Origin of the sequence: Pseudomonas sp. MWU347 (assembly GCF_017947305.1) — a bacterium.
Lineage (GTDB): Bacteria > Pseudomonadota > Gammaproteobacteria > Pseudomonadales > Pseudomonadaceae > Aquipseudomonas > Aquipseudomonas putida_A.
Map to the genome: position 1 here is coordinate 162,393 of NZ_JAFGZB010000005.1, position 21,506 is coordinate 183,898.

17 protein-coding genes are annotated in these 21,506 nt (G+C 60.7%); 6 read left to right on the forward strand and 11 right to left on the reverse strand.

Annotated features, from left to right (window positions below; translation table 11 throughout):
- Nucleotides 1–15: 15 nt before the first annotated feature.
- Complete coding sequence (locus tag KCG87_RS12675; protein ID WP_210557662.1) at nucleotides 16–1,209, reverse strand: efflux RND transporter periplasmic adaptor subunit; 1,194 nt, start codon at nucleotides 1,207–1,209, stop codon at nucleotides 16–18.
- Nucleotides 1,210–1,258: 49 nt separating this feature from the next.
- Entirely contained in the window at nucleotides 1,259–2,506 is a 1,248-nt protein-coding gene (locus KCG87_RS12680) for a TolC family protein (RefSeq protein ID WP_210557660.1), read from the reverse strand.
- Nucleotides 2,507–3,044: 538 nt separating this feature from the next.
- On the opposite strand from KCG87_RS12680, the gene KCG87_RS12685 reads away from it, so the two are divergent.
- Entirely contained in the window at nucleotides 3,045–3,719 is a 675-nt protein-coding gene (locus tag KCG87_RS12685) for a heavy metal response regulator transcription factor (protein WP_003223767.1), read from the forward strand.
- A complete protein-coding gene (locus KCG87_RS12690; protein WP_210557657.1) occupies nucleotides 3,716–5,149 on the forward strand; it encodes a heavy metal sensor histidine kinase in 1,434 nt (477 codons plus the stop codon). Before KCG87_RS12685 ends, KCG87_RS12690 begins: the two co-directional genes overlap by 4 nt.
- Before the next feature lie 523 nt (nucleotides 5,150–5,672).
- On the opposite strand, the gene KCG87_RS12695 is transcribed toward KCG87_RS12690, so the two are convergent.
- From KCG87_RS12695 to KCG87_RS12720, 6 genes are read right to left on the reverse strand one after another with little or no spacing between them, the layout of a single operon-like run.
- Nucleotides 5,673–7,415, reverse strand: a complete 1,743-nt coding sequence (locus KCG87_RS12695) for an ABC transporter substrate-binding protein (RefSeq protein WP_098968138.1) — start codon at nucleotides 7,413–7,415, stop codon at nucleotides 5,673–5,675.
- A gap of 47 nt (nucleotides 7,416–7,462) precedes the next feature.
- Nucleotides 7,463–7,735: a DUF2160 domain-containing protein gene (locus KCG87_RS12700; RefSeq protein WP_027614647.1), complete on the reverse strand. Its 273-nt coding sequence runs from the start codon at nucleotides 7,733–7,735 to the stop codon at nucleotides 7,463–7,465.
- Between the two features lie 10 nt (nucleotides 7,736–7,745).
- Nucleotides 7,746–8,546: a carbohydrate ABC transporter permease gene (locus tag KCG87_RS12705; RefSeq protein ID WP_027614646.1), complete on the reverse strand. Its 801-nt coding sequence runs from the start codon at nucleotides 8,544–8,546 to the stop codon at nucleotides 7,746–7,748.
- 10 nt (nucleotides 8,547–8,556) lie between these two features.
- Nucleotides 8,557–9,423 (reverse strand): sugar ABC transporter permease, encoded by an 867-nt coding sequence (locus KCG87_RS12710; RefSeq protein ID WP_007961995.1) that lies wholly within the window; start codon nucleotides 9,421–9,423, stop codon nucleotides 8,557–8,559.
- The gene (locus KCG87_RS12715) at nucleotides 9,420–10,529 is read right to left on the reverse strand and encodes an ABC transporter ATP-binding protein (protein WP_210557655.1); all 1,110 of its coding nucleotides are present in this window, start codon (nucleotides 10,527–10,529) and stop codon (nucleotides 9,420–9,422) included. The genes KCG87_RS12710 and KCG87_RS12715 overlap by 4 nt, the downstream gene beginning before the upstream one ends.
- Nucleotides 10,529–11,623, reverse strand: coding sequence for an ABC transporter ATP-binding protein (locus KCG87_RS12720; protein WP_095138884.1), 1,095 nt, complete (start codon nucleotides 11,621–11,623; stop codon nucleotides 10,529–10,531). Before KCG87_RS12720 ends, KCG87_RS12715 begins: the two co-directional genes overlap by 1 nt.
- A 381-nt stretch (nucleotides 11,624–12,004) precedes the next feature.
- On the opposite strand from KCG87_RS12720, the gene KCG87_RS12725 reads away from it, so the two are divergent.
- Both KCG87_RS12725 and uppP read left to right on the forward strand, forming a co-directional pair.
- Nucleotides 12,005–13,852 (forward strand): sigma-54-dependent Fis family transcriptional regulator, encoded by a 1,848-nt coding sequence (locus tag KCG87_RS12725; RefSeq protein WP_098968135.1) that lies wholly within the window; start codon nucleotides 12,005–12,007, stop codon nucleotides 13,850–13,852.
- Between the two features lie 253 nt (nucleotides 13,853–14,105).
- A complete protein-coding gene (gene uppP / locus KCG87_RS12730; protein ID WP_210557653.1) occupies nucleotides 14,106–14,978 on the forward strand; it encodes an undecaprenyl-diphosphatase UppP in 873 nt (290 codons plus the stop codon).
- 62 nt (nucleotides 14,979–15,040) lie between these two features.
- Here the strand turns inward: uppP and cysS are convergent, their stop codons facing one another.
- The gene (gene cysS, locus KCG87_RS12735; protein WP_134785992.1) at nucleotides 15,041–16,423 is read right to left on the reverse strand and encodes a cysteine--tRNA ligase; all 1,383 of its coding nucleotides are present in this window, start codon (nucleotides 16,421–16,423) and stop codon (nucleotides 15,041–15,043) included.
- A 22-nt stretch (nucleotides 16,424–16,445) separates the two neighbouring features.
- The gene (locus KCG87_RS12740; RefSeq protein WP_210557650.1) at nucleotides 16,446–18,146 is read right to left on the reverse strand and encodes a glutamine--tRNA ligase/YqeY domain fusion protein; all 1,701 of its coding nucleotides are present in this window, start codon (nucleotides 18,144–18,146) and stop codon (nucleotides 16,446–16,448) included.
- Between the two features lie 266 nt (nucleotides 18,147–18,412).
- On the opposite strand from KCG87_RS12740, the gene KCG87_RS12745 reads away from it, so the two are divergent.
- Together KCG87_RS12745 and lpxH are read left to right on the forward strand one after the other, a co-directional pair.
- Nucleotides 18,413–18,919, forward strand: a complete 507-nt coding sequence (locus KCG87_RS12745; RefSeq protein ID WP_098968133.1) for a peptidylprolyl isomerase — start codon at nucleotides 18,413–18,415, stop codon at nucleotides 18,917–18,919.
- Nucleotides 18,916–19,662, forward strand: coding sequence for a UDP-2,3-diacylglucosamine diphosphatase (gene lpxH / locus KCG87_RS12750; protein WP_210557648.1), 747 nt, complete (start codon nucleotides 18,916–18,918; stop codon nucleotides 19,660–19,662). The genes KCG87_RS12745 and lpxH overlap by 4 nt, the downstream gene beginning before the upstream one ends.
- 179 nt (nucleotides 19,663–19,841) lie before the next feature.
- Here lpxH and KCG87_RS12755 read toward each other — a convergent pair whose 3' ends face one another.
- Nucleotides 19,842–21,371 carry a DHA2 family efflux MFS transporter permease subunit gene (locus KCG87_RS12755; protein ID WP_210557646.1) on the reverse strand — a complete coding sequence of 510 codons (1,530 nt, stop codon included), beginning with the start codon at nucleotides 21,369–21,371 and terminating at the stop codon, nucleotides 19,842–19,844.
- Nucleotides 21,372–21,506: the final 135 nt, after the last annotated feature.

Here is a 21,506-nt window from a genome sequence, read left to right on the forward strand (position 1 = left end):
GGTGACCTTCCAGAATTAATGACTGTGCTCGGCTGAGGCTTTGCCCAGCTCCGACTTGAGGACGAAGCTGCCGGCGCTGGCGACTTGCACGCCCGGTTCCAGCCCTTGAGTGACTTCCACGTGGCCGGCGGCACGGCTGCCCAGTTCCACCGCCTGCGCCTTGAAGCCGTCGTCGGTACGCACGAACACCGTGGGTTTGTCCTCGACGGTCTGGATCGCGGTTTCCGGCACGGCGACTTTGGCCTGGCGGCTCTCGGTGGCGACCCGCGCGGTGACGAACAGCCCCGGGCGCCACGAGCCTTTAGGGTTTTCCACGGTCACGCGCACGGTCGCGGTGCGGGTCTGTTCGCCGAGCAGGCTGCCGACGTACGCCACGCTGCCGGTCACTTCGGCCTTTAACTCAGGCGCGCTGACAGTCACCGGTTTGCCCACCTGCACTTTGGACAGATCCTTGGGCGAGACACCGAACGTGACCCACACCCGCGACAGATCCGAGAGGGTGAAAGCCGCGGTGGTCTCATCGACCACCTCCCCCGGCGTCAGGTGTTTTTCCACCACTACGCCGTCGAATGGCGCGCGCAGTTCGTAGCGATTACCGCCGGTGGCGACCACGCTGCCGCTGAGCACGCTGATTTTCTGCCGGGCGTTGTTCATGGCGATTTCCGCCTCTTCCAACGCCTGCCTGGCCTGGAGGAAATCCTGCTCGGCGGCGATCTTATCCTGCCAGAGCTTCTTTTCGCGTTCGTAGGTGGTGCGCGCCAACGCCAAGCGACGTTGCGCGGCGGCCTGTTCACTGCGCTGATCGGAGATTTGCTGACTGGCGATCACCGCCAGCAACTGGCCCTTTTTCACCGGTTGCCCGAGGTTGACCGCCACCGACTCGACCACCCCCGGCACGCGCGGCACGACGTGTGCCGTGCGGTCCTCGTCGAAGCGCACTTCGCCGGGAAACGACAAGCCGAGACTGATGCTTTGCGCCCGCGCCTCGGCCAGTTGAATGCCTGCGGCGGCGATCTGCTCGGCGCTCAATTCGATGTGGCCTTGTTCGGCATGTTCGCCTTCGGCGGCAGCGCCCTCCTCGGCGTGATCGGCGTGTTCGGAGGCCTCATCAGCATGCGCGTCGATATTTGAATTGGCCGGCCACATCGAACCGAGGCCAATGCCCAGCGCCAAGGTCGCCACCGCGACCACCATCAGTTTTTTATCCATGGAAACTCCTCTGCGCCGTGCCATCGCGCAGTTGTCTGAAAAGTGAAATTCAAGGGCTGACGCTGAGGTCGCCGTAGATCCGTTCGAGGCGCACGCGGGCGTCGGTCGCCTCGCTGACGGCCTGGATGTATTGGCTGCGCGCAGCGATCAGGGTGCGTTGGGCATCGAGTACGTCGAGGAAACCGAACTTGCCCATTTCGAAACCGCGCGTGGCGCTGTCCACTGCGCTTTGTGCGGCGGGCAGGATGGTCTGGTTGAACGCGTTGACTTCGCCGTTGGCGGTCTGCCATTGCTCAAGGCTGGTCTGGACTTCGGTGCGCAAACGCAGCTCGGTGGCGTTGCGCAGATCCCGCGCCTGATCGCTGCGCCGTGCGGCGGCGAGCACGTTGCCCTGATTGCGGTTGAACAGCGGAATCGGCATCGACAGCCCGACCACGTTGACTCGCTCACGCTCGGTTTCGCTGTACTGGCTGCCGATGCTCACGGTCAGGTCGGGAATGCGCTGCGACTTTTCCAGGCCCAACGAGGCTTCGCGCTGATCGATCTGCAGCTTCGCCAGACGCAGCTCGGCAGTCTGGTTCAGACGCTCAAGCAAACGGCCGGGCGGCGGCAGCGTGGCGAGGTTCTGTGTGCCGGGTTGCACGTTGGTCGAAGTCGGCAACGGTGCGCCCATGACCTGCGCCAGTTGCTGATAGGCGTTGGCCTGATCGCGCTCGGCGCGGCTCACCTCCAGGCGCACTTCCGAGAGCTGCACTTGCGCCCGCGTGCCTTCGACCGGCGACGATTTACCGGCCTCAATCCGCCCCTGAGCAACGCGCACACCGTGCTCGGCCAGTTGCAGCGACTGGCGCGCCAGCTGCAAGCGTTGCTGCGCGGTTTGCGTGCTGTTGAACGCTTGAATCACATCGGCGCGCAAGGCATTGCGCTTGCGCTCCAGCTCGATGCCGGCGGCGTCCTGCGCACGCCTGGCGACATCGATGCGCGCGCCGCGTTTGCCGCCCAGTTCAATCGGCTGACTGAGCATCACCGTGGTGGTGCGCGAGTTGCGCCGGGTGTCTTCGGCCTCCCACGACACCTCGGGATTGGGGATCAGCCCGGCCTGCTGGCGATCGCCCTCGGCAATACCGATTTCCCATTGCGCGGCAGCGAGATCGGGGTTGCCGGCGAAGGCACTTTGCAGCGCCTGATCCAGTGTCAGGGTCGATGCGCTGGCCAGGCTGCTGCACGCCAGCAACAAGAGGCCGCTGGCGGTTTTGTTCAGGCGTGATCGCGCCGTCAGTTCGATTAAACCGGGCAATGGAGGACTTCCTTTAATTCAGGATTTTTCGATGCCGCCACGTTAGGGTTTTGAACTTATCGACAAGGTGACTGGAACATTACAAATCCGTTATCCACGGTTTGGCAAAGTTGTTTTGTTCTAGGATGCGAAGTGCAATCGGCTTTGCCGCAATACATAGAAACAAATACTCGGTAGTTAACTGCTGAACAGTACTTGTCGGAATCAAACTTACGAGAATCACGTGGTCCGCGCTGCGGCGGACTGTCGCACAGCCCCGGTTTAAAGCATTGGGTTGTTGACCCTGTAGCCGCTACAACCTTTATCGTTGCGGATATCCCCTCACCCCAGCCCTCTCCCGGGGGGAGAGGGGGCCGACCGAAGTGTCTCGGGTTTTTTATCGACCTGTTACATCAAGTCGATTATGGATTCAGTAAAGTTTTTTCACGTTGGCGTAGTTCTGAAATATCCCGCATTCAGTCCCCTCTCCCTCGGGGAGAGGGTTAGGGTGAGGGGTTGCCTTAATTAGATATCCATTAAATAAAAGTGGTGATAGATCATGCGAATCCTTGTCGTCGAGGACGAGCTTAAAGCTGCCGAATACTTGCATCAGGGTTTGACCGAAAGTGGTTATATCGTTGACCACGCCGCCACCGGTGCCGATGGATTGCATCTGGCGCAACAGCAGGCGTATGACCTGATCATTCTCGACGTGAACTTGCCGGAACTGGACGGTTGGGGCGTGCTGGAACAACTGCGCCGCACCCACTCGACGCGGGTGATGATGCTCACCGCGCGCGGGCGGCTGGCGGACAAGATTCGTGGTCTGGATCTGGGCGCCGACGACTATCTGGTCAAGCCGTTCGAGTTTCCCGAACTGCTGGCGCGGGTGCGCACCTTGATGCGCCGCAGTGAAAACATCCCAGTGCCACAGGTGTTGAAAGTCGCCGATCTGGAGCTGGATCCGGGCCGGCATCGGGCGTTTCGTGGCGAGCAGCGCATCGACCTGACCACCAAGGAATTTGCCCTGCTGCACTTGCTGATGCGCCAGTCCGGCGAGGTGCTGACCCGCACGCAGATCATTTCGCTGGTGTGGGACATGAATTTCGACTGCGACACCAACGTGGTCGAAGTGTCGATCCGGCGCTTGCGGGCGAAGATCGATGATCCGTTCGACAACAAGCTGATCCACACCCTGCGCGGTGTCGGCTATGTGCTGGAGGCGCGAGAATGAGGCCGGCCAGCCTGTCGATGCGCCTCGGTCTGACGGTAAGTATTCTCGGCGCGCTGTTGGTGGTATTCCTGGCGATCCTCGCCTATTTCGCCCTGACCCATGAGCTGAATGCGCTGTCCCGCGACAGCCTGCAAAAGAAGATGGCGCAGGTGGAGCACAGCCTGTCGCTGTATGTCGACGCCAATGAGGTCAGTGGCAAGCCGCACATTCTGCTCGATCAGGTCATGGGCCACGACAACCTGACGCTGACGATTTATGACCGCTCGAACCTGCGTACGCCGCTGCTCAAATCCGGCTCGGGACTGAAGGATCCGCGCGCCGAATTGCGCGCAGTACGAGGCACTACCGAGCAGTTGGCCTATAGCGACAGCATCGATGACGAGGGTGCGAAGTTCCTTACCGCGTCGAAGCTGATTCGGCTCAAGGACGGCAGCAGCGTGCCGGTGCTGCTGTCGATGGACAACGCGCACGATCAGGCGCTGCTCAGCGCCTATCTGCGCTCGACGCTGATTGCCTTGCCGCTGTTGCTGGTGTTCATCGGCCTGACGGCGTGGGGCGCGGTGCAGCGTGGATTGGCGCCGCTGCGCGAGTTTCGCAAAGTGGCGGCGAGGGTCTCGACGCAGGACCTGGAGCATCGGCTGTCGGTGGTGAACATGCCGCAGGAGTTGAGCGAACTGGCGCAGGGCATCAACTTCATGCTGCATCGCCTCGATGCCGGGGTGCAGCAGTTGTCACAGTTCTCCGATGACCTGGCGCACGAGCTGCGCACACCGATCAACAACCTGATGGGCAAGGCCCAGGTGACGCTGTCTCGCGAGCGTACGACCGAGGAGTACAAGGACGTGCTGGTGTCGTGTACCGAGGAGCTGGAACGCGTGGCGCGGATTGTCTCGGACATGCTGTTTCTCGCGCAGGTCAGTCACCCGTCGGCGCTGGCGCCGTTTGAAGCGGTGGCGCTGGAGGCGGAAGCGGCGAAGGTTGCGGAGATGTTTTCGCTGGCGGCGCAGGACAAGCAGATTCATTTGAATGTTGTTGGCAGCGCATCGGTGTTGGGCGATCGGCTGATGATCCAGCGGGCGATTTCCAATCTGCTGTCGAATGCGCTGCGTCATTGCCCGAACGGCAAAACCATCACCTTGCTGATCGAGCAAGGCGCGACGCAGGCTTCACTGCTGGTCAGCAATCCCGGCGCCGGCATCGAGGCGCAACATCTGCCGCACCTGTTCGACCGTTTCTACCGCGTCGACAGCGCCCGCTCGCGCTCGCAGGGCAGCACCGGGCTGGGGCTGGCGATCGTGCGCTCGATCATGAGCCTGCATCAGGGGGTAGCGGAGGTGAAGAGCTTGCCAGGTGTCATGACCGTATTCCGCCTCGGTTTTCCCGCGGCGACACCCATGGCCCCATCGCTTGCAGGCAAGTTCCCACAGTGAGTCGCGGTGAACCCGGACTTTGATGGCAATACAAAACCTGTGGGAGCTGGCTTGCCAGCGATGGCGGCGGCTCAGGCGATATTTTTCGTCTGACACAGCGCTATCGCGAGCAGGCTCACTCCTACAATGAATCGCGGTGAACCCGAATTTTGATGGCAATACAAAACCTGTGGGAGCTGGCTTGCCAGCGATGGCGGCGGGTCAGTCACATTTTTGTTGTCTGACACTCCGCTATCGCGAGCAGGCTCACTCCTACAGTGAATCGCGGTGAACCCGGACTTTGCAGGCGTCACAAAACCTGTGGGAGCTTGCCTGCAAGCGATGGCGGCAGGTCAGTCACATCCTTGTTATTTGACACACCGCTATCGCTGGCAAGCCAGCTCCCACAAGAGTTTGTGGTGTGCCCAGATTGTGTGAGCAACACAGAACCCTGTGGGAGCGTGGCTTGCCCGCGATAGCGGTAGATCAGGCAACAAAAAAAACGGCACCTCACGGTGCCGTTTTGCTTTTCACACATCAACCATCACTTACGCGCATCCGCCCACGATTTCAGCAGTTCGTTGTAGCTCACGGTCTCGCCCTGCGGCTTCTCGTTGGCCAGTTTTGGTTTTGGTGCGCCCGGTTGGTCGAACCAGTATTGCGCGTCGCGTTCCGGGTTCATTTTCGGGGCGCATACTGCTTGCGCCTTGGAGCGTTCGAGGCGGGTCATGATTGCGTCCTGATCCTTGGCCAGGCCGTCCAGCGCCTGTTGCGGAGTCTTCTCGCCGCTGGCCGCTTCGGCGATGTGGCTCCACCACAATTGCGCCAGGCGCGGATAGTCCGGCACGTTGGTGCCGGTCGGGGTCCATTGCACGCGGGCCGGACTGCGGTAGAACTCGACCAGCCCACCAAGTTTCGGCGCCAGATCGGTCATCGCCTGCGAGTTGATATCCGACTCGCGAATCGGCGTCAGGCCGACGATGGTTTTCTTCAGCGACACGGTTTTCGAGGTGACGAATTGCGCGTACAGCCACGCCGCGAGTTTCTGTTTCTCAGGCGTGGATTTCATGAAAGTCCACGAACCCACGTCCTGATAGCCGAGCTTCATGCCCTCCTCCCAATACGGCCCGCGCGGCGACGGCGCCATGCGCCATTTCGGCGTGCCGTCGGCGTTGACCACCGGCAGGCCCGGTTTGGTCATGTCGGCGGTGAACGCGGTGTACCAGAAAATCTGCTGGGCGATGTTGCCCTGCGACGGCACCGGCCCCGACTCGGAGAAGGTCATGCCCGCCGCTTCCGGTGGCGCGTAGGCCTTGAGCCAGTCGACGTATTTCTGCGTGGCGAACACCGCCGCCGGGCCGTTGGTGTCGCCGCCGCGGGTCACACTGGAACCAACCGGATGGCAGTCCTCGACGCGAATCCCCCACTCGTCCACCGGCAAGCCGTTGGGCAGGCCCTTGTCGCCGCCACCGGCCATGGAAAACCAGGCATCGGTGAAACGCCAGCCCAGCGACGGGTCTTTCTTACCGTAGTCCATGTGTCCGTAGACGCGTTTGCCGTCGATCTCCTTGACGTCTTCGCTGAAGAATTTGGCGATGTCTTCATAGGCCGACCAGTTCACCGGCACGCCCAATTCGTAGCCGTACTTTTCCTTGAACTTGGCTTTCAGATCGGCGCGTTCGAACCAGTCGGCGCGGAACCAGTACAGGTTGGCGAACTGTTGGTCGGGCAGTTGATAGATCTTGCCGTCCGGCGCGGTAGTGAACGAGATGCCGATGAAGTCCTTGATGTCGAGGGTCGGCGAGGTGAAGTTCTTGCCTTCGTTGGCCATCAGGTCGGTGATCGATTCGGTCTTGCCGTAGCGAAAGTGCGTACCGATCAGGTCCGAGTCGTTGACCCAGCCGTCGTAGATGTTCTTGTCCGACTGCATCACCGTCTGCATTTTTTCCACCACATCGCCTTCTTGCAGCAGGTCGTGGGTGAGCTTGATCCCGGTGATTTCGGTGAAGGCCTTGGCCAGTACCTTGGACTCGTATTCGTGGGTGGTCAGGGTCTCGGAAACCACTTTGATTTCCATGCCGCGAAACGGCTCGGCGGCCTTGATGAACCACTTCAATTCTTCGAGCTGCTGATCGGCCGTCAGGGTCGACGGCTTGAATTCACTGCCGATCCATTTTTTCGCAGCGTCTTCGTAGGCATCGGCCCAGGCAGATGCGCTCAAACCGCTGAGTGCCAGCAAGGCTGCCAATGAAATGCTATGTCGCAGCTTATTGTTTTTGTCGAACATAGAGACCTCCAGTTTGAGTTACGGAGCACGATTGCCGAGCGACTCGACTAGCCCCAGCGCATCACAACCAACAGCCACACCAGAGACAGCGCGGACGCCACCCAGATGCTCCAGTCGGTGACGCCGATTACCAGCAGATGCAGGTAGGCGCTGCCGAGAAGACCGATGAACAAGCGATCGCCACGGGTGGTGGCAATCGGCAGAAAACCGCGTCGCAGGATGCTTGGCGAGCGCAATTCCCAAGTGGTCATGCCCACCAGCAACAGGCCGATGGCGATAAAGAACCCCGCCGTGGGGGTAGTCCAGCTCATCCATTCCATCATGCGTTCCTCAGACCCGACCGAGGGCAAAGCCCTTGGCCACGTGGTTGCGAACAAACCAGATCACCAGCATGCCCGGGAGGATGGTCAACACCCCCGCCGCCGCCAGCACGCCCCAGTCGATGCCCGAAGCGGAAACCGTGCGGGTCATCACCGCGGCAATCGGCTTGGCATTAACCGAAGTCAGCGTGCGCGCCAGCAGCAGTTCGACCCAGGAAAACATGAAGCAGAAAAACGCCGTGACGCCGATGCCGGAGCCAATCAGCGGGATGAAAATCTTCACGAAGAACTTGGGAAAGCTGTAGCCGTCGATGTACGCGGTTTCGTCGATTTCCTTGGGCACCCCGGACATGAAACCTTCAAGAATCCACACCGCCAGCGGCACGTTGAACAGGCAGTGCGCCAAGGCCACGGCGATGTGCGTGTCGAACAGCCCAATCGACGAATACAGCTGGAAGAACGGCAACAGAAACACCGCCGGTGGCGCCATGCGGTTGGTCAGCAGCCAGAAGAACAGGTGCTTGTCGCCGAGGAAGCGATAGCGCGAAAACGCGTACGCCGCCGGCAGCGCCACACTCAGCGAGATCACCGTGTTCAGGCTGACGTAATACAGCGAATTGAGATAACCGGTGTACCAGCTCGGATCGGTGAAAATCACCTTGTAGTTGTGCCAGGTGAAATCCTGGGGGAACAGGGTCAACCCGCCGAGAATTTCGGTGTTGCTCTTGAACGACATGTTCAGCAGCCAGTAGATCGGCACCAGCAGAAACAGGATGTACACCAGCAGCGGAATCAGCTTTCTCTTGCTCATGGCCGGGCCCTCAGCGGTTGGCGTCGGAATGGGTCATGGCGGTGTAGAACAGCCACGAAACCAGCAGGATGATCAGGAAGTACACCAGCGAAAACGCCGCCGCCGGCCCCAGATCGAATTGGCCGACCGCCATCTGCGTCAGCGTCTGACTGAGGAAGGTCGTGGCATTGCCCGGCCCGCCACCGGTGAGCACAAACGGCTCGGTGTAGATCATGAAACTGTCCATGAAACGCAGCATCACCGCGATCAGCAGCACGCTTTTCAACTTCGGTAACTGAATATGGCGGAACACTGCCCACGCCGAGGCGCGGTCGATTCGCGCCGCCTGGTAATACACGTCGGGAATCGCCCGCAACCCGGAAAAACACAGCAGCGCCACCAGCGAAGTCCAGTGCCAGACGTCCATCACCAGCACCGTCACCCAGGCGTCCATGGTGTTGGCCGCGTAGTTGTAACTGATGCCCAGCGCATTCAGGCTCGACCCCAGCAGACCAATGTCGGCACGCCCGAAAATCTGCCAGATGGTGCCCACCACGTTCCATGGGATCAGCAGCGGAATCGCCAGGATGATCAGCACCACCGACGACCAGCGGCCCTTGGTCGGCATGGTCAGGGCGACGGCGATACCCAACGGAATTTCGATCAGCAGCACGCAGGCCGAGTAGATGAATTGGCGCAGCAGCGAGTCATGCAGACGCGGGTCGAGCAGCACCTGCTTGTACCAGTCGGCGCCGACAAAGTAGCGGCTGGACTGGTCGAAGATGTCCTGTACCGAGTAGTTGACCACGGTCATCATCGGGATCACCGCGCTGAACGCCACCAGCAGAAATACCGGCAACACCAGCCACCAGGCCTTGTTGTTCTGCACCTTGTTCATGGCTGCACCTCGTCGTCGGCTTCGAGCAGAAACTCATCGGCATAGACCATCAGCCACTGCGCCGGAAAACTGATATACGCCGTGCCCTGCGGCACCGGTTTGTCTTCGGCCAGACGCACCTTCAGCGGCGCGCCATCGAGGTCGAGGGTGAGGATCTTGTAGGTGCCGAGGTCTTCGACGTGAACCACCCGCGCCTGCATCGCCTCGTCAAACGGCTCGTCCCAGACGTGAATGAATTCGGGGCGGATGCCGACCTTCAGATTTTTCCACCGACCGTGTTCGATATGCCGTTGCAAGGCGTCGGACAACGGCAAGTGCGTCGAGGCGAAACCGACCCCGCCCGGCTGCGGCTGCACCTCGATCAGGTTCATCCCCGGGCTGCCGATGAAGTAGCCGACAAAGGTGTGAGTCGGCCGCTCGAACAATTCCCGTGGCGTGCCGAACTGCACGATCTGTCCGCCGTACATCACCGCGATCTTGTCGGCGAAGGTCGAAGCTTCGAGCTGATCGTGGGTGACGTAGACCATGGTGATGTTGAACTGCTCGTGGATCTGCTTGAGCTTGCGCCGCAGTTTCCACTTCAGGTGCGGGTCGATCACCGTCAGCGGCTCGTCGAAGAGAATCGCCGAGACGTCGTCACGCACCAGGCCACGGCCCATGGAGACTTTCTGTTTTTCGTCGGCGGTGAGGTTGCGCGCCTTCTTGCTCAGCAGGTTTTGCAGGTCGAGGACTTCGGCGATTTCCTGCACCTTGCTGAGCACTTTCGCCTCGGCCATGCCCTGATTGCGCAGGGGGAAGGCAAGGTTGTCGAACACGCTCATGGTGTCGTAGACCACCGGGAACTGGAACACCTGAGCGATGTTACGCTTCTCCGGGGTCAGGTCGTTGACCGCTTTGCCATCGAACAGCACATGCCCTTGCGAGGGGCTGAGCAGGCCGGAAATGATGTTGAGCAAGGTCGACTTGCCGCAACCCGAAGGGCCTAGCAAGGCATACGCGCCGCCCTGCTCCCAAATGTGATCCATCTCGCGGATCGCGTAATCGTCAGGCCCGCTCGGCTGCTTGCTGTAGCTGTGGGCGAGGTGCTGCAAACGGATTTCGGCCATCAGGCAACCCTCGCGACACGTTGGCCCGGTGCCTGCACCAGACGGCCCTGCGCATCGAACACGAACAGTTTGTGAGTCGGGATGTAGATGCGGATCGGCGCATCGACGTCGTATTCGTGAACCCCCGGCAGGTGCAGCACCAACAGGAAATGCTCGTTGCGCACGTGCAGGAAGGTTTCCGAGCCGCTGATCTCCGCCACTTCGACGGTAACCGCCAGCTCCAGATCGTCATCGTTGCTCGGCACCAGCGAGATATGGCTGGGGCGCACGCCAAAGCGAAACTCGCCCTCGCCTACAGGACGCAGGTCGACGTTCAGCGGAAAGTGCACGAAATTGGCGAAGCTGACTTCATTGCCGGCAATGCGCCCGGGCATCAGGTTGATCGGCGGTTCGGAGAACAGCTCGGCGGCCAACACGGTTTGCGGCTGGTGGTAGACCGAGGTCGACGGGCCGCTCTGGATCACCCGGCCCTCGTGCAGAATCGTCGTGGTGCCGCCCAGCGCCAAGGCTTCGTTGGGTTCGGTGGTGGCGTAGATCGCGATGGTGTGGCGCAGCTTGAACAGCTCGCGCATTTCCTGGCGCAGTTCTTCGCGCAGCTTGTAGTCGAGGTTGACCAGCGGCTCGTCGAACAGGATCAGCTCGGCGTCCTTGACCAGCGCCCGGGCCATCGCCGTGCGCTGCTGCTGACCGCCGGACAGTTCCAGCGGATAGCGCTGCAGAAACTTCTCGATGCGCAGCATCTTCGCGGTTTCCAGCACTTTGCTATGAATGATTTCTTTGGAAACACCGGCCTGACGCAGCGGCGAGGCGATGTTCTCGAACACGGTCATGGTCGGGTAATTGATGAACTGCTGATAAACCATCGACACGTTGCGCAGGCGCACCGGGCGCTGGGTGACGTCGACGCCGTTCATCAGGATCCGGCCGCTGTCGGGCTTGTCCAGGCCTGCCATCAGGCGCATCAGGCTGGTCTTGCCGGACAGCGTGCGGCCGAGCAGAACGTTGAAAGATCCGGGTTCGAATTTCAGGCAGGCATCGTCGATCCAGGTCTGGCCCTCGACGGTGCGGCTGACGTGCTCCAGGGTGAGTGACATGGCTCGGCCTTTTTATTATTGGAGTCAAGCGACCTGTGCAGCAGAGCGACATTCGTGCCAGAAATGGCAAGTGGTTGATTTGTCGTGAAAAGGGCTGAAAACGCGGGGATCAGGCGTTCATTGCTGAACACATTTGAACAGCTGGGCGATTGACAATGAACAATAGTGAACAACACTCTATGAACGCTTTTTGCCCAAATTCTGTGAACGATGAAAATCCAATGTGGGAGCGGGCTTGCTCGCGAATGCGGTGTGTCAGTCGATGTAAATGTGTCTGATATACCGCTTTCGCGAGCAAGCCCGCTCCCACAGTTTTGATCTGTGTTGGTTTTGAAAGCAGTGCCATAACAACAATAAAATGCCCTTCAGAGGCCCACCACCATGGCCGCACCTGCCCCGCCGCTGTCCCACGACGCGATTGTCCAGTCCTCCTGGCAACGTTGCCGCGCCTTCGGCCTTGACCACCAGAGCGCCCCGGCCTTCGATCAATTGCCCGCCGCCGGCATCGCCCAGCTGCTCGACCGTCACCACGCGCTGGTGCAAACCACCCATCAGGAAGTGCTGCCGTATTACGAGAACATCCTCAGCAACTCCAATTGCCTGATCATGCTCGCCGACCATCAGGGTCAGGTGCTGACCTCGTGGGGCACTCAGCGCTTTATCGAGCCGAACCTGGCCCGAGGGTTTAGCGCCGGGGCGAGCTGGATGGAGCGCTGCAGTGGCACCAATGCGATCGGCACCGCGCTGGCCTGCGAGCAAGCGGTACACATCGAGCACGATGAACACTTTCTGAAAGCCAACCGTTTCATGACCGGTTCCGCCGCGCCGATTTTCGATGCCGAGCGCAAGGTTATCGCCGTACTCGACGTGTCCAGCGACAGCTATCTGCCGCCCTCGCACACCCTGGGCATGGTCAAGATGATGAGCCAGACCGTGGAGAACCGGCTGATCCTCAACCTGTTCCACGGCCAGCACTTTCAACTGACCTTCAACACCGGGTTGAACAACCTCGACAGTCAGTGGGCGGGTTTGCTGATTTTCGATGAGAGCGGGCAGGTGCTGTCGGCCAATCGCCGGGCGGACAATCTGCTCGGCGTGCGCCTGTCGCGGGTCAGTGTCGAGAGCCTGTTCAACGTGTCGCTGCTGGAGCTGCTGAATCAGCCCGACGGCTTGCCATTCGCCCTGCAGACCTCCGGGCGCAACCGTTTTCAGTGTTTGTTGAAGCGGCCGCAACAGGCAGCGGTTCAGCCTCGGGTATTTGCTGAACCGAAAAGCGCCGAAACGTCGCTCAAACCCGCGGGCGCCATCAGCCTCAGCACCCTGCACTTCGGTGACAGCCGGGTGGAAAAAGCCGTGCGTCAGGCCGAACGCCTGCTGGAGAAAGACATTCCGCTGCTGATCCACGGCGAAACCGGAGTCGGCAAGGAAGTCTTCGTCAAAGCCCTGCACCAGGCCAGCTCGCGCAGCAAACAGGCATTTATCGCCGTGAACTGCGCGGCGATCCCCGCCGAACTGGTGGAGTCGGAACTGTTCGGCTATGAAAAAGGCGCGTTCACCGGCGCCAACCAGAAAGGCAGCATCGGCCTGATCCGCAAGGCTGACAAAGGCACCCTGTTCCTCGATGAAATCGGCGACATGCCGCTGCCCACTCAGGCGCGGTTGTTGCGGGTGTTGCAGGAGCGCTGCGTGCAACCGGTGGGCAGCAGCGAGTTGTTCGCGGTGGACTTGCGGATCATCTCGGCGACCAACCGCTCTTTACGCGAGCAAGTGCAATTGGGCCGATTTCGTGAGGACTTGTACTACCGAATTGGCGGTTTGACACTGGAACTGCCGCCGCTCAGAGAGCGCAGTGATAAAGAGGCGCTGTTCAAACGCCTGTGGGAGCAGCATCGCGAACCGACGCAATGGGCCGGGCTCAGCCGCGAAGTGCTGGAGCTGTTCGAGCGGCACCCGTGGCCGGGTAATCTGCGTCAGGTCAGCAGCGTGATGCAGGTGGCGCTGGCGATGGCCGAGGAACAGCCGGTGCGGCCGGAGCATTTGCCGGATGACTTTTTTGTCGATCTGGAGATGGAGCCGGTGGAGAGCGTGCAGCCGCTGGGGCTGGATCTGAATGATGTGGAAGCGTTGAACCGGGAGTTGAAAGCAGCCGGGGGGAATATTTCGCATCTGGCGCGGCGGTTGGGGGTTAGTCGCAATACCCTTTACAAGCGGTTGCGTCAGGCTGAGTGACAGGGTGGCTGAACCGGCCTCTTCGCGAGCAAGCCCGCTCCTACAGGGGATCCGTGTCGTACACAAAAATCAGACATGACAAAAATCCAATGTGGGAGCGGGCTTGCTCGCGAAGGCGCCAGCCCAGTCACCCCACAACTATCAATCCGCCCTCATTGACCGAACCGACTAGACTGTGACGAAATGTTTCAGTTTTTCGCCATGCCATTGATTCAGACACCTCCCTCCTCCTGATTTTCACAGGATAAGTGCTTTGACCAACATCTGTTCCACCGGCCTCGATATCGGCTTCGCTTCGCTGGACTACCTGCAGATCGGCTTCCTCGGCATCATTCAAGGCATCACCGAGTTGCTGCCCGTTTCCTCCACCGCGCATATGCGCATCGTCCCGGCCCTGCTCGGCTGGCCGGATCCCGGCTCGGCGTTTTCCGCAGCGATGCAACTGGCCGCACTGGCGGCGGTGGTCAGTTATTTCTGGCGCGATGTCCGCCAAGTGGTCGGCGGCAGCGTCGATGCGGTGCGCCAACAGGATTTCAACAACCGCTGGTTCATCCTCGCGGTGGCGATTGTGCTGGCGACCATCCCCATCGGCATCGCCGGTATAGCGTTGTCATCGACACTCAATGCCTGCAACTCACCCTTGCGCGGCCTGATGGTGATCGGGATTTCCTGCGTGGTCATGGCGGTGCTGCTGGCGGCTGCCGAACTGACCTGCCGCCATCGGCGCAGCGTTGACGAAATGCGTCTGCGCGATGCGCTGATCGTCGGCATCGCACAGATTGGCGCGCTGATTCCTGGGGTGTCGCGCTCCGGCTCGACACTGACGGCAGCGTTGTTTCTCAACTTCAAGCGTGAAGAAGCGGCGCGGTTCTCGTTCCTGCTCGGGCTGCCGGCCATCGCCCTCGCCGGTTTGAAAGAGTTGTGGGTGTTGTTCCATGCCGACCTTCCAGCTGCCGTTTGGGGGCACCTGATTTTCGGTCTGGTGATTGCCAGCATCTCGGCGTTCTTCGCGATCTGGGGCCTGATGCGTTTTCTGGAGAAGTTCTCCACCTGGCCATTCGTCATCTACCGTGCGGTGCTGGGGATTTTCCTGATCGTCGCGGTCAGCACCGGCGCCTTGAGCTAAGGCCCCGCCAGAAAAAACAAAACCCGCACTCGGCGGGTTTTGTTTTAACGCGGATCAGGCAATCAGTCAGCCAGACGCCAGGTCGTGCCACCCTTGCCGTCTTCCAGCACCACGCCCATGGCGGTGAGCTGGTCGCGGATGCGGTCGGATTCGGCCCAGTCCTTGCCGGCACGTGCCGCCAGACGCGCAGCGATCAGCGCCTCGACTTCAGCGGCATCGACACGCCCTTCGGCGCCCGCTTGCAGGAAGTCATCGGCTTCCAGCTGCAACACGCCCAGCACGCTCGCCAGTTCTTTCAGACGTGCCGCCAGACCGGCCGCCGCGTCGAGATCGCTCTCGCGCAGACGGTTGATCTCACGCACCATCTCGAACAGCACCGCGCAGGCTTCCGGCGTGCCGAAGTCGTCGTTCATCACCGTGGTGAAACGCTCGACGAAGGCTTCGCCGCCGGCCGGGGCCACGCTCGGCAGGCCTTTCAACGCGTGGTAGAAACGCTCGAGTGCGCCCTTGGCGTCCTTGAGGTTGTCTTCCGAGTAGTTGATCGCGCTGCGGTAGTGGCTCGACACCAGCAGGTAACGCACGACTTCCGGGTGGTACTTGTCGAGCACGTCGCGAATGGTGAAGAAGTTGTTCAAGGACTTGGACATCTTCTCGCCATTGATACGGATCATGCCGCAATGCATCCACGCGTTGGCGTAGGTCTTGCCGGTGGCCGCTTCGCTTTGGGCGATTTCGTTTTCATGGTGCGGGAACTCGAGGTCGCTGCCGCCGCCATGGATGTCGAAGGTCTCACCGAGGCAGCAGGTAGACATCACCGAGCACTCGATGTGCCAGCCCGGACGCCCGGCGCCCCACGGCGATTCCCAGCTCGGCTCGCCCGGCTTGGCGGCTTTCCACAGGACGAAGTCCAGCGGATCTTCTTTCGACTCGTCGACTTCGATGCGCGCACCGATGCGCAGGTCTTCGATCTTCTTGCGCGACAGCTTGCCGTAGCCCATGAACTTGGCGACGCGGTAGTACACGTCGCCATTGCCCGGGGCGTAAGCGAAGCCCTTGTCGATCAGGGTCTGGATCATCGCGTGCATGCCCGGAATGTGATCCGTGGCGCGCGGTTCCATGTCCGGCTTCTTGATGTTCAGGCGCGCTTCGTCTTCGTGCATCGCCGCGATCATGCGCTCGGTCAGCGCTTCGAACGACTCACCGTTCTCGCGGGCACGATTGATGATCTTGTCGTCGATGTCGGTGATGTTGCGCACGTAGGTCAGGTCGTAACCGCTGAAGCGCAACCAGCGGGTCACCAGGTCGAACGCGACCATGCTGCGGCCGTGGCCGAGGTGGCAGTAGTCGTACACGGTCATGCCGCACACGTACATGCGCACCTTGTTGCCATCCAGCGGCTTGAAGACTTCTTTGCTCTTGGTGAGCGTGTTGTAGATCGTCAGCACTTTATATTTCCTTGACGCTAAATCACTGGCCCCACGAATCACGCAGGGTCACGGTACGGTTGAATACCGGCTGACCTGGTTTCGAGTCCTTGATGTCGGCGACGAAGTAGCCTTCGCGCTCGAACTGGAAACGGTCTTCCGGCTGTGCATTGCCAAGCGATGGCTCAGCACGACAACCGGTCAGCACTTGCAGTGAGTCAGGGTTGATGTTGTCGAGGAAACTCGCGCTGTCTTCGGCCTTCTCCGGATTCGGAGAACGGAACAGGCGATCGTACAGACGCACTTCGCACTCGATGCTGGCAGCCGCCGGCACCCAGTGGATCACGCCTTTGACCTTGCGGCCTTCCGGGTTCTTGCCGAGGGTGTCCGGGTCGTACGAGCAACGCAGTTCGACGATGTTGCCGTCGGCGTCCTTGATCGCTTCGTCGGCACGGATCACGTAGCTGCCACGCAGACGCACTTCGCCGTTCGGCTCCAGGCGCTTGTAGCCCTTTGGCGGTTCTTCCATGAAGTCATCGCGGTCGATGTAGATTTCACGGGCGAACGGCAGCTGGCGCACGCCGAGTTCTTCTTTCTGCGGATGACGCGGCAGTTCGAGGTTTTCGACCTGACCTTCCGGGTAATTGGTGATCACGACTTTCAACGGACGCAGCACGCACATGGCGCGCGGCGCGCTCGCGTCCAGGTCCTGACGGATGCTGAACTCGAGCATGCCGAAATCGACCACGCCATCGGAACGGTTGGTGCCGATCATGTCGCAGAAGTTGCGGATCGACGCCGGCGTGTAGCCACGGCGACGGAAGCCGGACAGCGTCGACATGCGCGGGTCGTCCCAGCCATTGACGTGCTTTTCATCGACCAGTTGCTTGAGCTTGCGCTTGCTGGTGATGGTGTAGTTCAGGTTCAGGCGGCTGAACTCGTACTGACGCGGGTTGGCCGGCACCGGCAGGTTGTCCAGGAACCACTCGTACAGCGGACGATGGCTTTCGAATTCCAGGGTGCAGATCGAGTGGGTGATGCCTTCGATGGCGTCCGACTGACCGTGGGTGAAGTCATAGTTCGGGTAGATGCACCACTTGTCACCGGTCTGGTGGTGATGGGCGTGGCGGATGCGGTACATGATCGGGTCGCGCAGGTTCATGTTCGGCGAGGCCATGTCGATCTTCGCACGCAGCACGCGGGCACCGTCCGGGAACTCACCGGCACGCATGCGCGCAAACCAGTCGAGGTTCTCTTCCACCGAACGGTCGCGGAACGGGCTGTTCTTGCCAGGCTCGGTCAGGCTGCCACGGTATTCCTTGGCCTGCTCCGGGGTCAGGTCGTCGACGTAGGCCTTGCCGGCCTTGATCAGCTCGATGGCCCAATCGTGCAACTGGTCGAAATACTGCGAGGCGTAGCGCACTTCGCCGGACCACTCGAAGCCCAGCCATTTGACGTCGGATTCGATCGCGTCAATGTATTCCTGGTCTTCCTTGGCCGGGTTGGTGTCGTCGAAACGCAGGTGCGTGACGCCGCCGAACTCCTGGGCCAGGCCGAAGTTCACGCAGATCGACTTGGCGTGGCCGATGTGCAGGTAGCCGTTGGGCTCAGGCGGAAAACGGGTGACGATCTGGGTGTGCTTGCCCGAGTCCAGGTCTGCCTGGATGATCGGCCGCAGGAAATTGACCGGCACGGCAGGGCCGGACTTGGCATTCGAGGTAGGGTCGACAGTGGGCTTGCTCATAGGATCCTTGACTTACATGTGCGCGGCCGCAAAGGGGGCCAGACAAAACAAAGCCGCTATCATAGCCGATGCTGTCAAGGGGCTGACAGAGCACGGCCTATAAAGGAGCGCATTTAATCGCCGGGATTTGAAAAACAGCCTCGAAATTCGCGCCTGTCACGCTAAACTGCGCACCTTGGCCGAAGCAGGCTGAACCGGTTTCGGGACGCAGTGTCCGAAAACCACGAATTCCTTATAAAACGCTTCATTGAAAAAGAGCACCGATCATGACTCAAGTCAAACTGACCACCAACTACGGCGACATCGTCATCGAACTGGACGCTGAAAAAGCGCCGATCACCGTTGCCAACTTCCTTGAATACGTTAAGGCCGGTCACTACGAAAACGTAGTCTTTCACCGTGTGATCAAGGGTTTCATGATCCAGGGCGGCGGTTTCCAGCCTGGCATGCAGGAAAAGAAAGACAAGCGCGCCAGCATCCAGAACGAAGCCGACAACGGCCTGAAGAACGAGAAGTACACCCTGGCCATGGCCCGCACCATGGACCCGCACTCGGCCTCGGCGCAGTTCTTCATCAACGCCACCAACAACAGCTTCCTCAACCACACCGCCAAGACCGCTCAGGGCTGGGGTTACGCCGTGTTCGGTAAAGTCGTTGCCGGCACCGATGTCGTCGACAAGATCGAAGCCGTTGCCACCACTTCCAAGGCCGGTCACCAGGACGTGCCGAAAGACGACGTGATCATCGAGAAAGCCGAGATCATCGAAGCGTGATATTGCTGATTTCAGACTTGCATCTGGAAGAGGAGCGCCCGGACATTACCCGGGCGTTTCTGGATTTGCTCGCCGGACGCGCCCGCTCGGCGAGTGCGTTGTATATCCTTGGCGACTTTTTCGAGGCATGGATTGGCGACGACGCCATGACGCCCTTCCAGCGTTCCATCTGCCAGGCCCTGCGCCAGTTGAGCGACAGCGGCACGGCGATCTTTCTGATGCACGGCAATCGCGACTTCCTGCTCGGCAAGGCCTTCTGCAAAGCAGCCGGCTGCACGCTGTTGAAGGACCCGAGTGTCGTGCAGTTTTATGGCGAGCCGGTGCTGCTGATGCACGGCGACAGCCTGTGCACCCGCGATGTCGGCTACATGAAGCTGCGGCGCTACCTGCGCAACCCGATCACCTTGTTCATCCTGCGCCACCTGCCGCTGAGCACCCGCCACAAACTGGCGCGCAAGCTGCGCAGCGAAAGCCGCGCGCAGACGCGGATGAAGGCCAATGACATTGTTGATGTCACACCTGAGGAAATTCCGCGGATCATGCAGCAATACGCGGTGAAAACCCTGATTCACGGGCATACCCATCGTCCGGCGATCCACAAGCTGCAACTCGGCGAGCAGGCAGCTAAGCGGATTGTGCTGGGGGACTGGGATCGTCAGGGCTGGGCGTTGCAGGTGGATGAGAACGGGTATGCCCTGGCACCGTTCGACTTTGCTCCGCCGCCGGCCCTGCCGCACGGCTGAAGATCGCCCCCCCTCACCCCAGCCCTCTCCCCCAGGGGGGCGAGGGGGAAAGGGAGCCGATCTTCATGCTATTCAAAACCTGAGTTCAACTCGGTGGCTCAGGTCGGCGGACCTCGAAAGAAACCCTCAGTCAGTCCCCTCTCCCTCCGGGAGAGGGTTAGGGTGAGGGGCTTTTGACCTTAGTGTCCTGAAGCAGCAGGCCCGGCCTTCGCCGCAAACGGCGGCTTCGCCAGCCACACAATCAGAATCAGCCCCATGAAGCCCCAGCCCAACAACGTGAAGTAATCCACGGTGGAGAGCATGTACGCCTGGCTGGTGAGGATCTGATCCACCTGCGCGTACGCCGATTGGCTCGCGCCGCCTAAATGGTTCAAGGTCTCGCGGGTCGCCGGCTCGAAGGTACTGATGCTTTCGCTCATGTACGCATGATGCTGATCGGCGCGGCGGATCCAGATCCATGTGGTCAACGATGCCGCAAAGCTGCCGCCCAGGGTGCGCAGGAAGGTTGCCAGGCCTGCGCCGTCGGCGATCTGGCTTGGCGGCAGGTCGGACATCAGGATGCTCAGGGTCGGCATGAAGAACAGCGCCACGCCGATACCCATGAACAGCTGCACCAGAGCGATGTGCTGGAAGTCCACCTCGTTGGTGAACTCGGCGCGCATGAAGCAGCTCAGGCCAATCGCGAGGAACGCCAGACCGGCCAACAGGCGCAGGTCGAACTTGTTCGCGTACTTGCCGACAAACGGCGACAGCAACACCGGCAGAATCCCGATCGGCGCCACGGCCAGACCGGCCCAGGTCGCGGTGTAACCCATCTGGGTTTGAAGCCACTGCGGCAGGATCAGGTTGATGCCGAAGAAACCGGCGTATCCAAGGACCAGCACCAGCGTGCCGATGCGGAAGTTGCGGTAGGCGAACAGGCGCAGATTCACCACCGGATGCTGGTCGGTCATTTCCCAGATCACAAACACCGCCAGCGCGATCACCGAAATCGCCGCGCCGATGATGATGAAGTTCGATTCGAACCAGTCCAGGTCATTGCCCTTGTCGAGGATCACCTGCAACGCGCCGACGCCGATGATCAACGTGATCAGGCCGACGTAGTCCATCGGCTGACGGCTGGTTTCAACCGGACGCTTGGCCAGTTGCGAGCGCACCACCATCACCGCAAAGATGCCGATCGGTACGTTGATGAAGAAGATCCACGGCCAGCTGTAGCTGTCAGTGATCCAGCCACCAAGGATGGGCCCGGCAATCGGCGCGACCACCGTGACCATCGCCAGCAACGCCAGGGCCATGCCGCGCCTCGCGGGGGGATAGACCGCAATCAACAGCGTCTGCGTCATCGGGTACAGCGGCCCGGCCACCAGGCCTTGCAGCACGCGGAAACCGATCAGTTCCGGCATCGAGGTGGAGATGCCGCAGAGGAACGAGGCCAGCACGAACAGAATGGTGGCCCAGAGAAACAGCTTCACCTCGCCGAAACGCCGACTGAGCCAACCGGTCAGCGGCAGCGCGATGGCGTTGCTCACGGCAAACGAGGTGATCACCCAGGTGCCCTGCTCCGAACTCACCCCGAGGTTGCCGGAAATCGTCGGCAGCGCCACGTTGGCGATGGTGGTGTCGAGCACTTGCATGAACGTCGCCAGCGACAGGCCGATGGTGCTGAGCAACAGGCTGGGCGGCGTGAAAGAGGCGTTATTGCTCATTGTGAATCCTATGAAACCGGGTTGACGCTGCGTCTGTTAAAGAAGCAGTTGCCCATAAGGAACAGGCCCTTGTGATGAGGAAGTTCATCTGTGGTGAGGGGATTTATCCCCGATGGGTCGCGAAGCGGCCCCTCC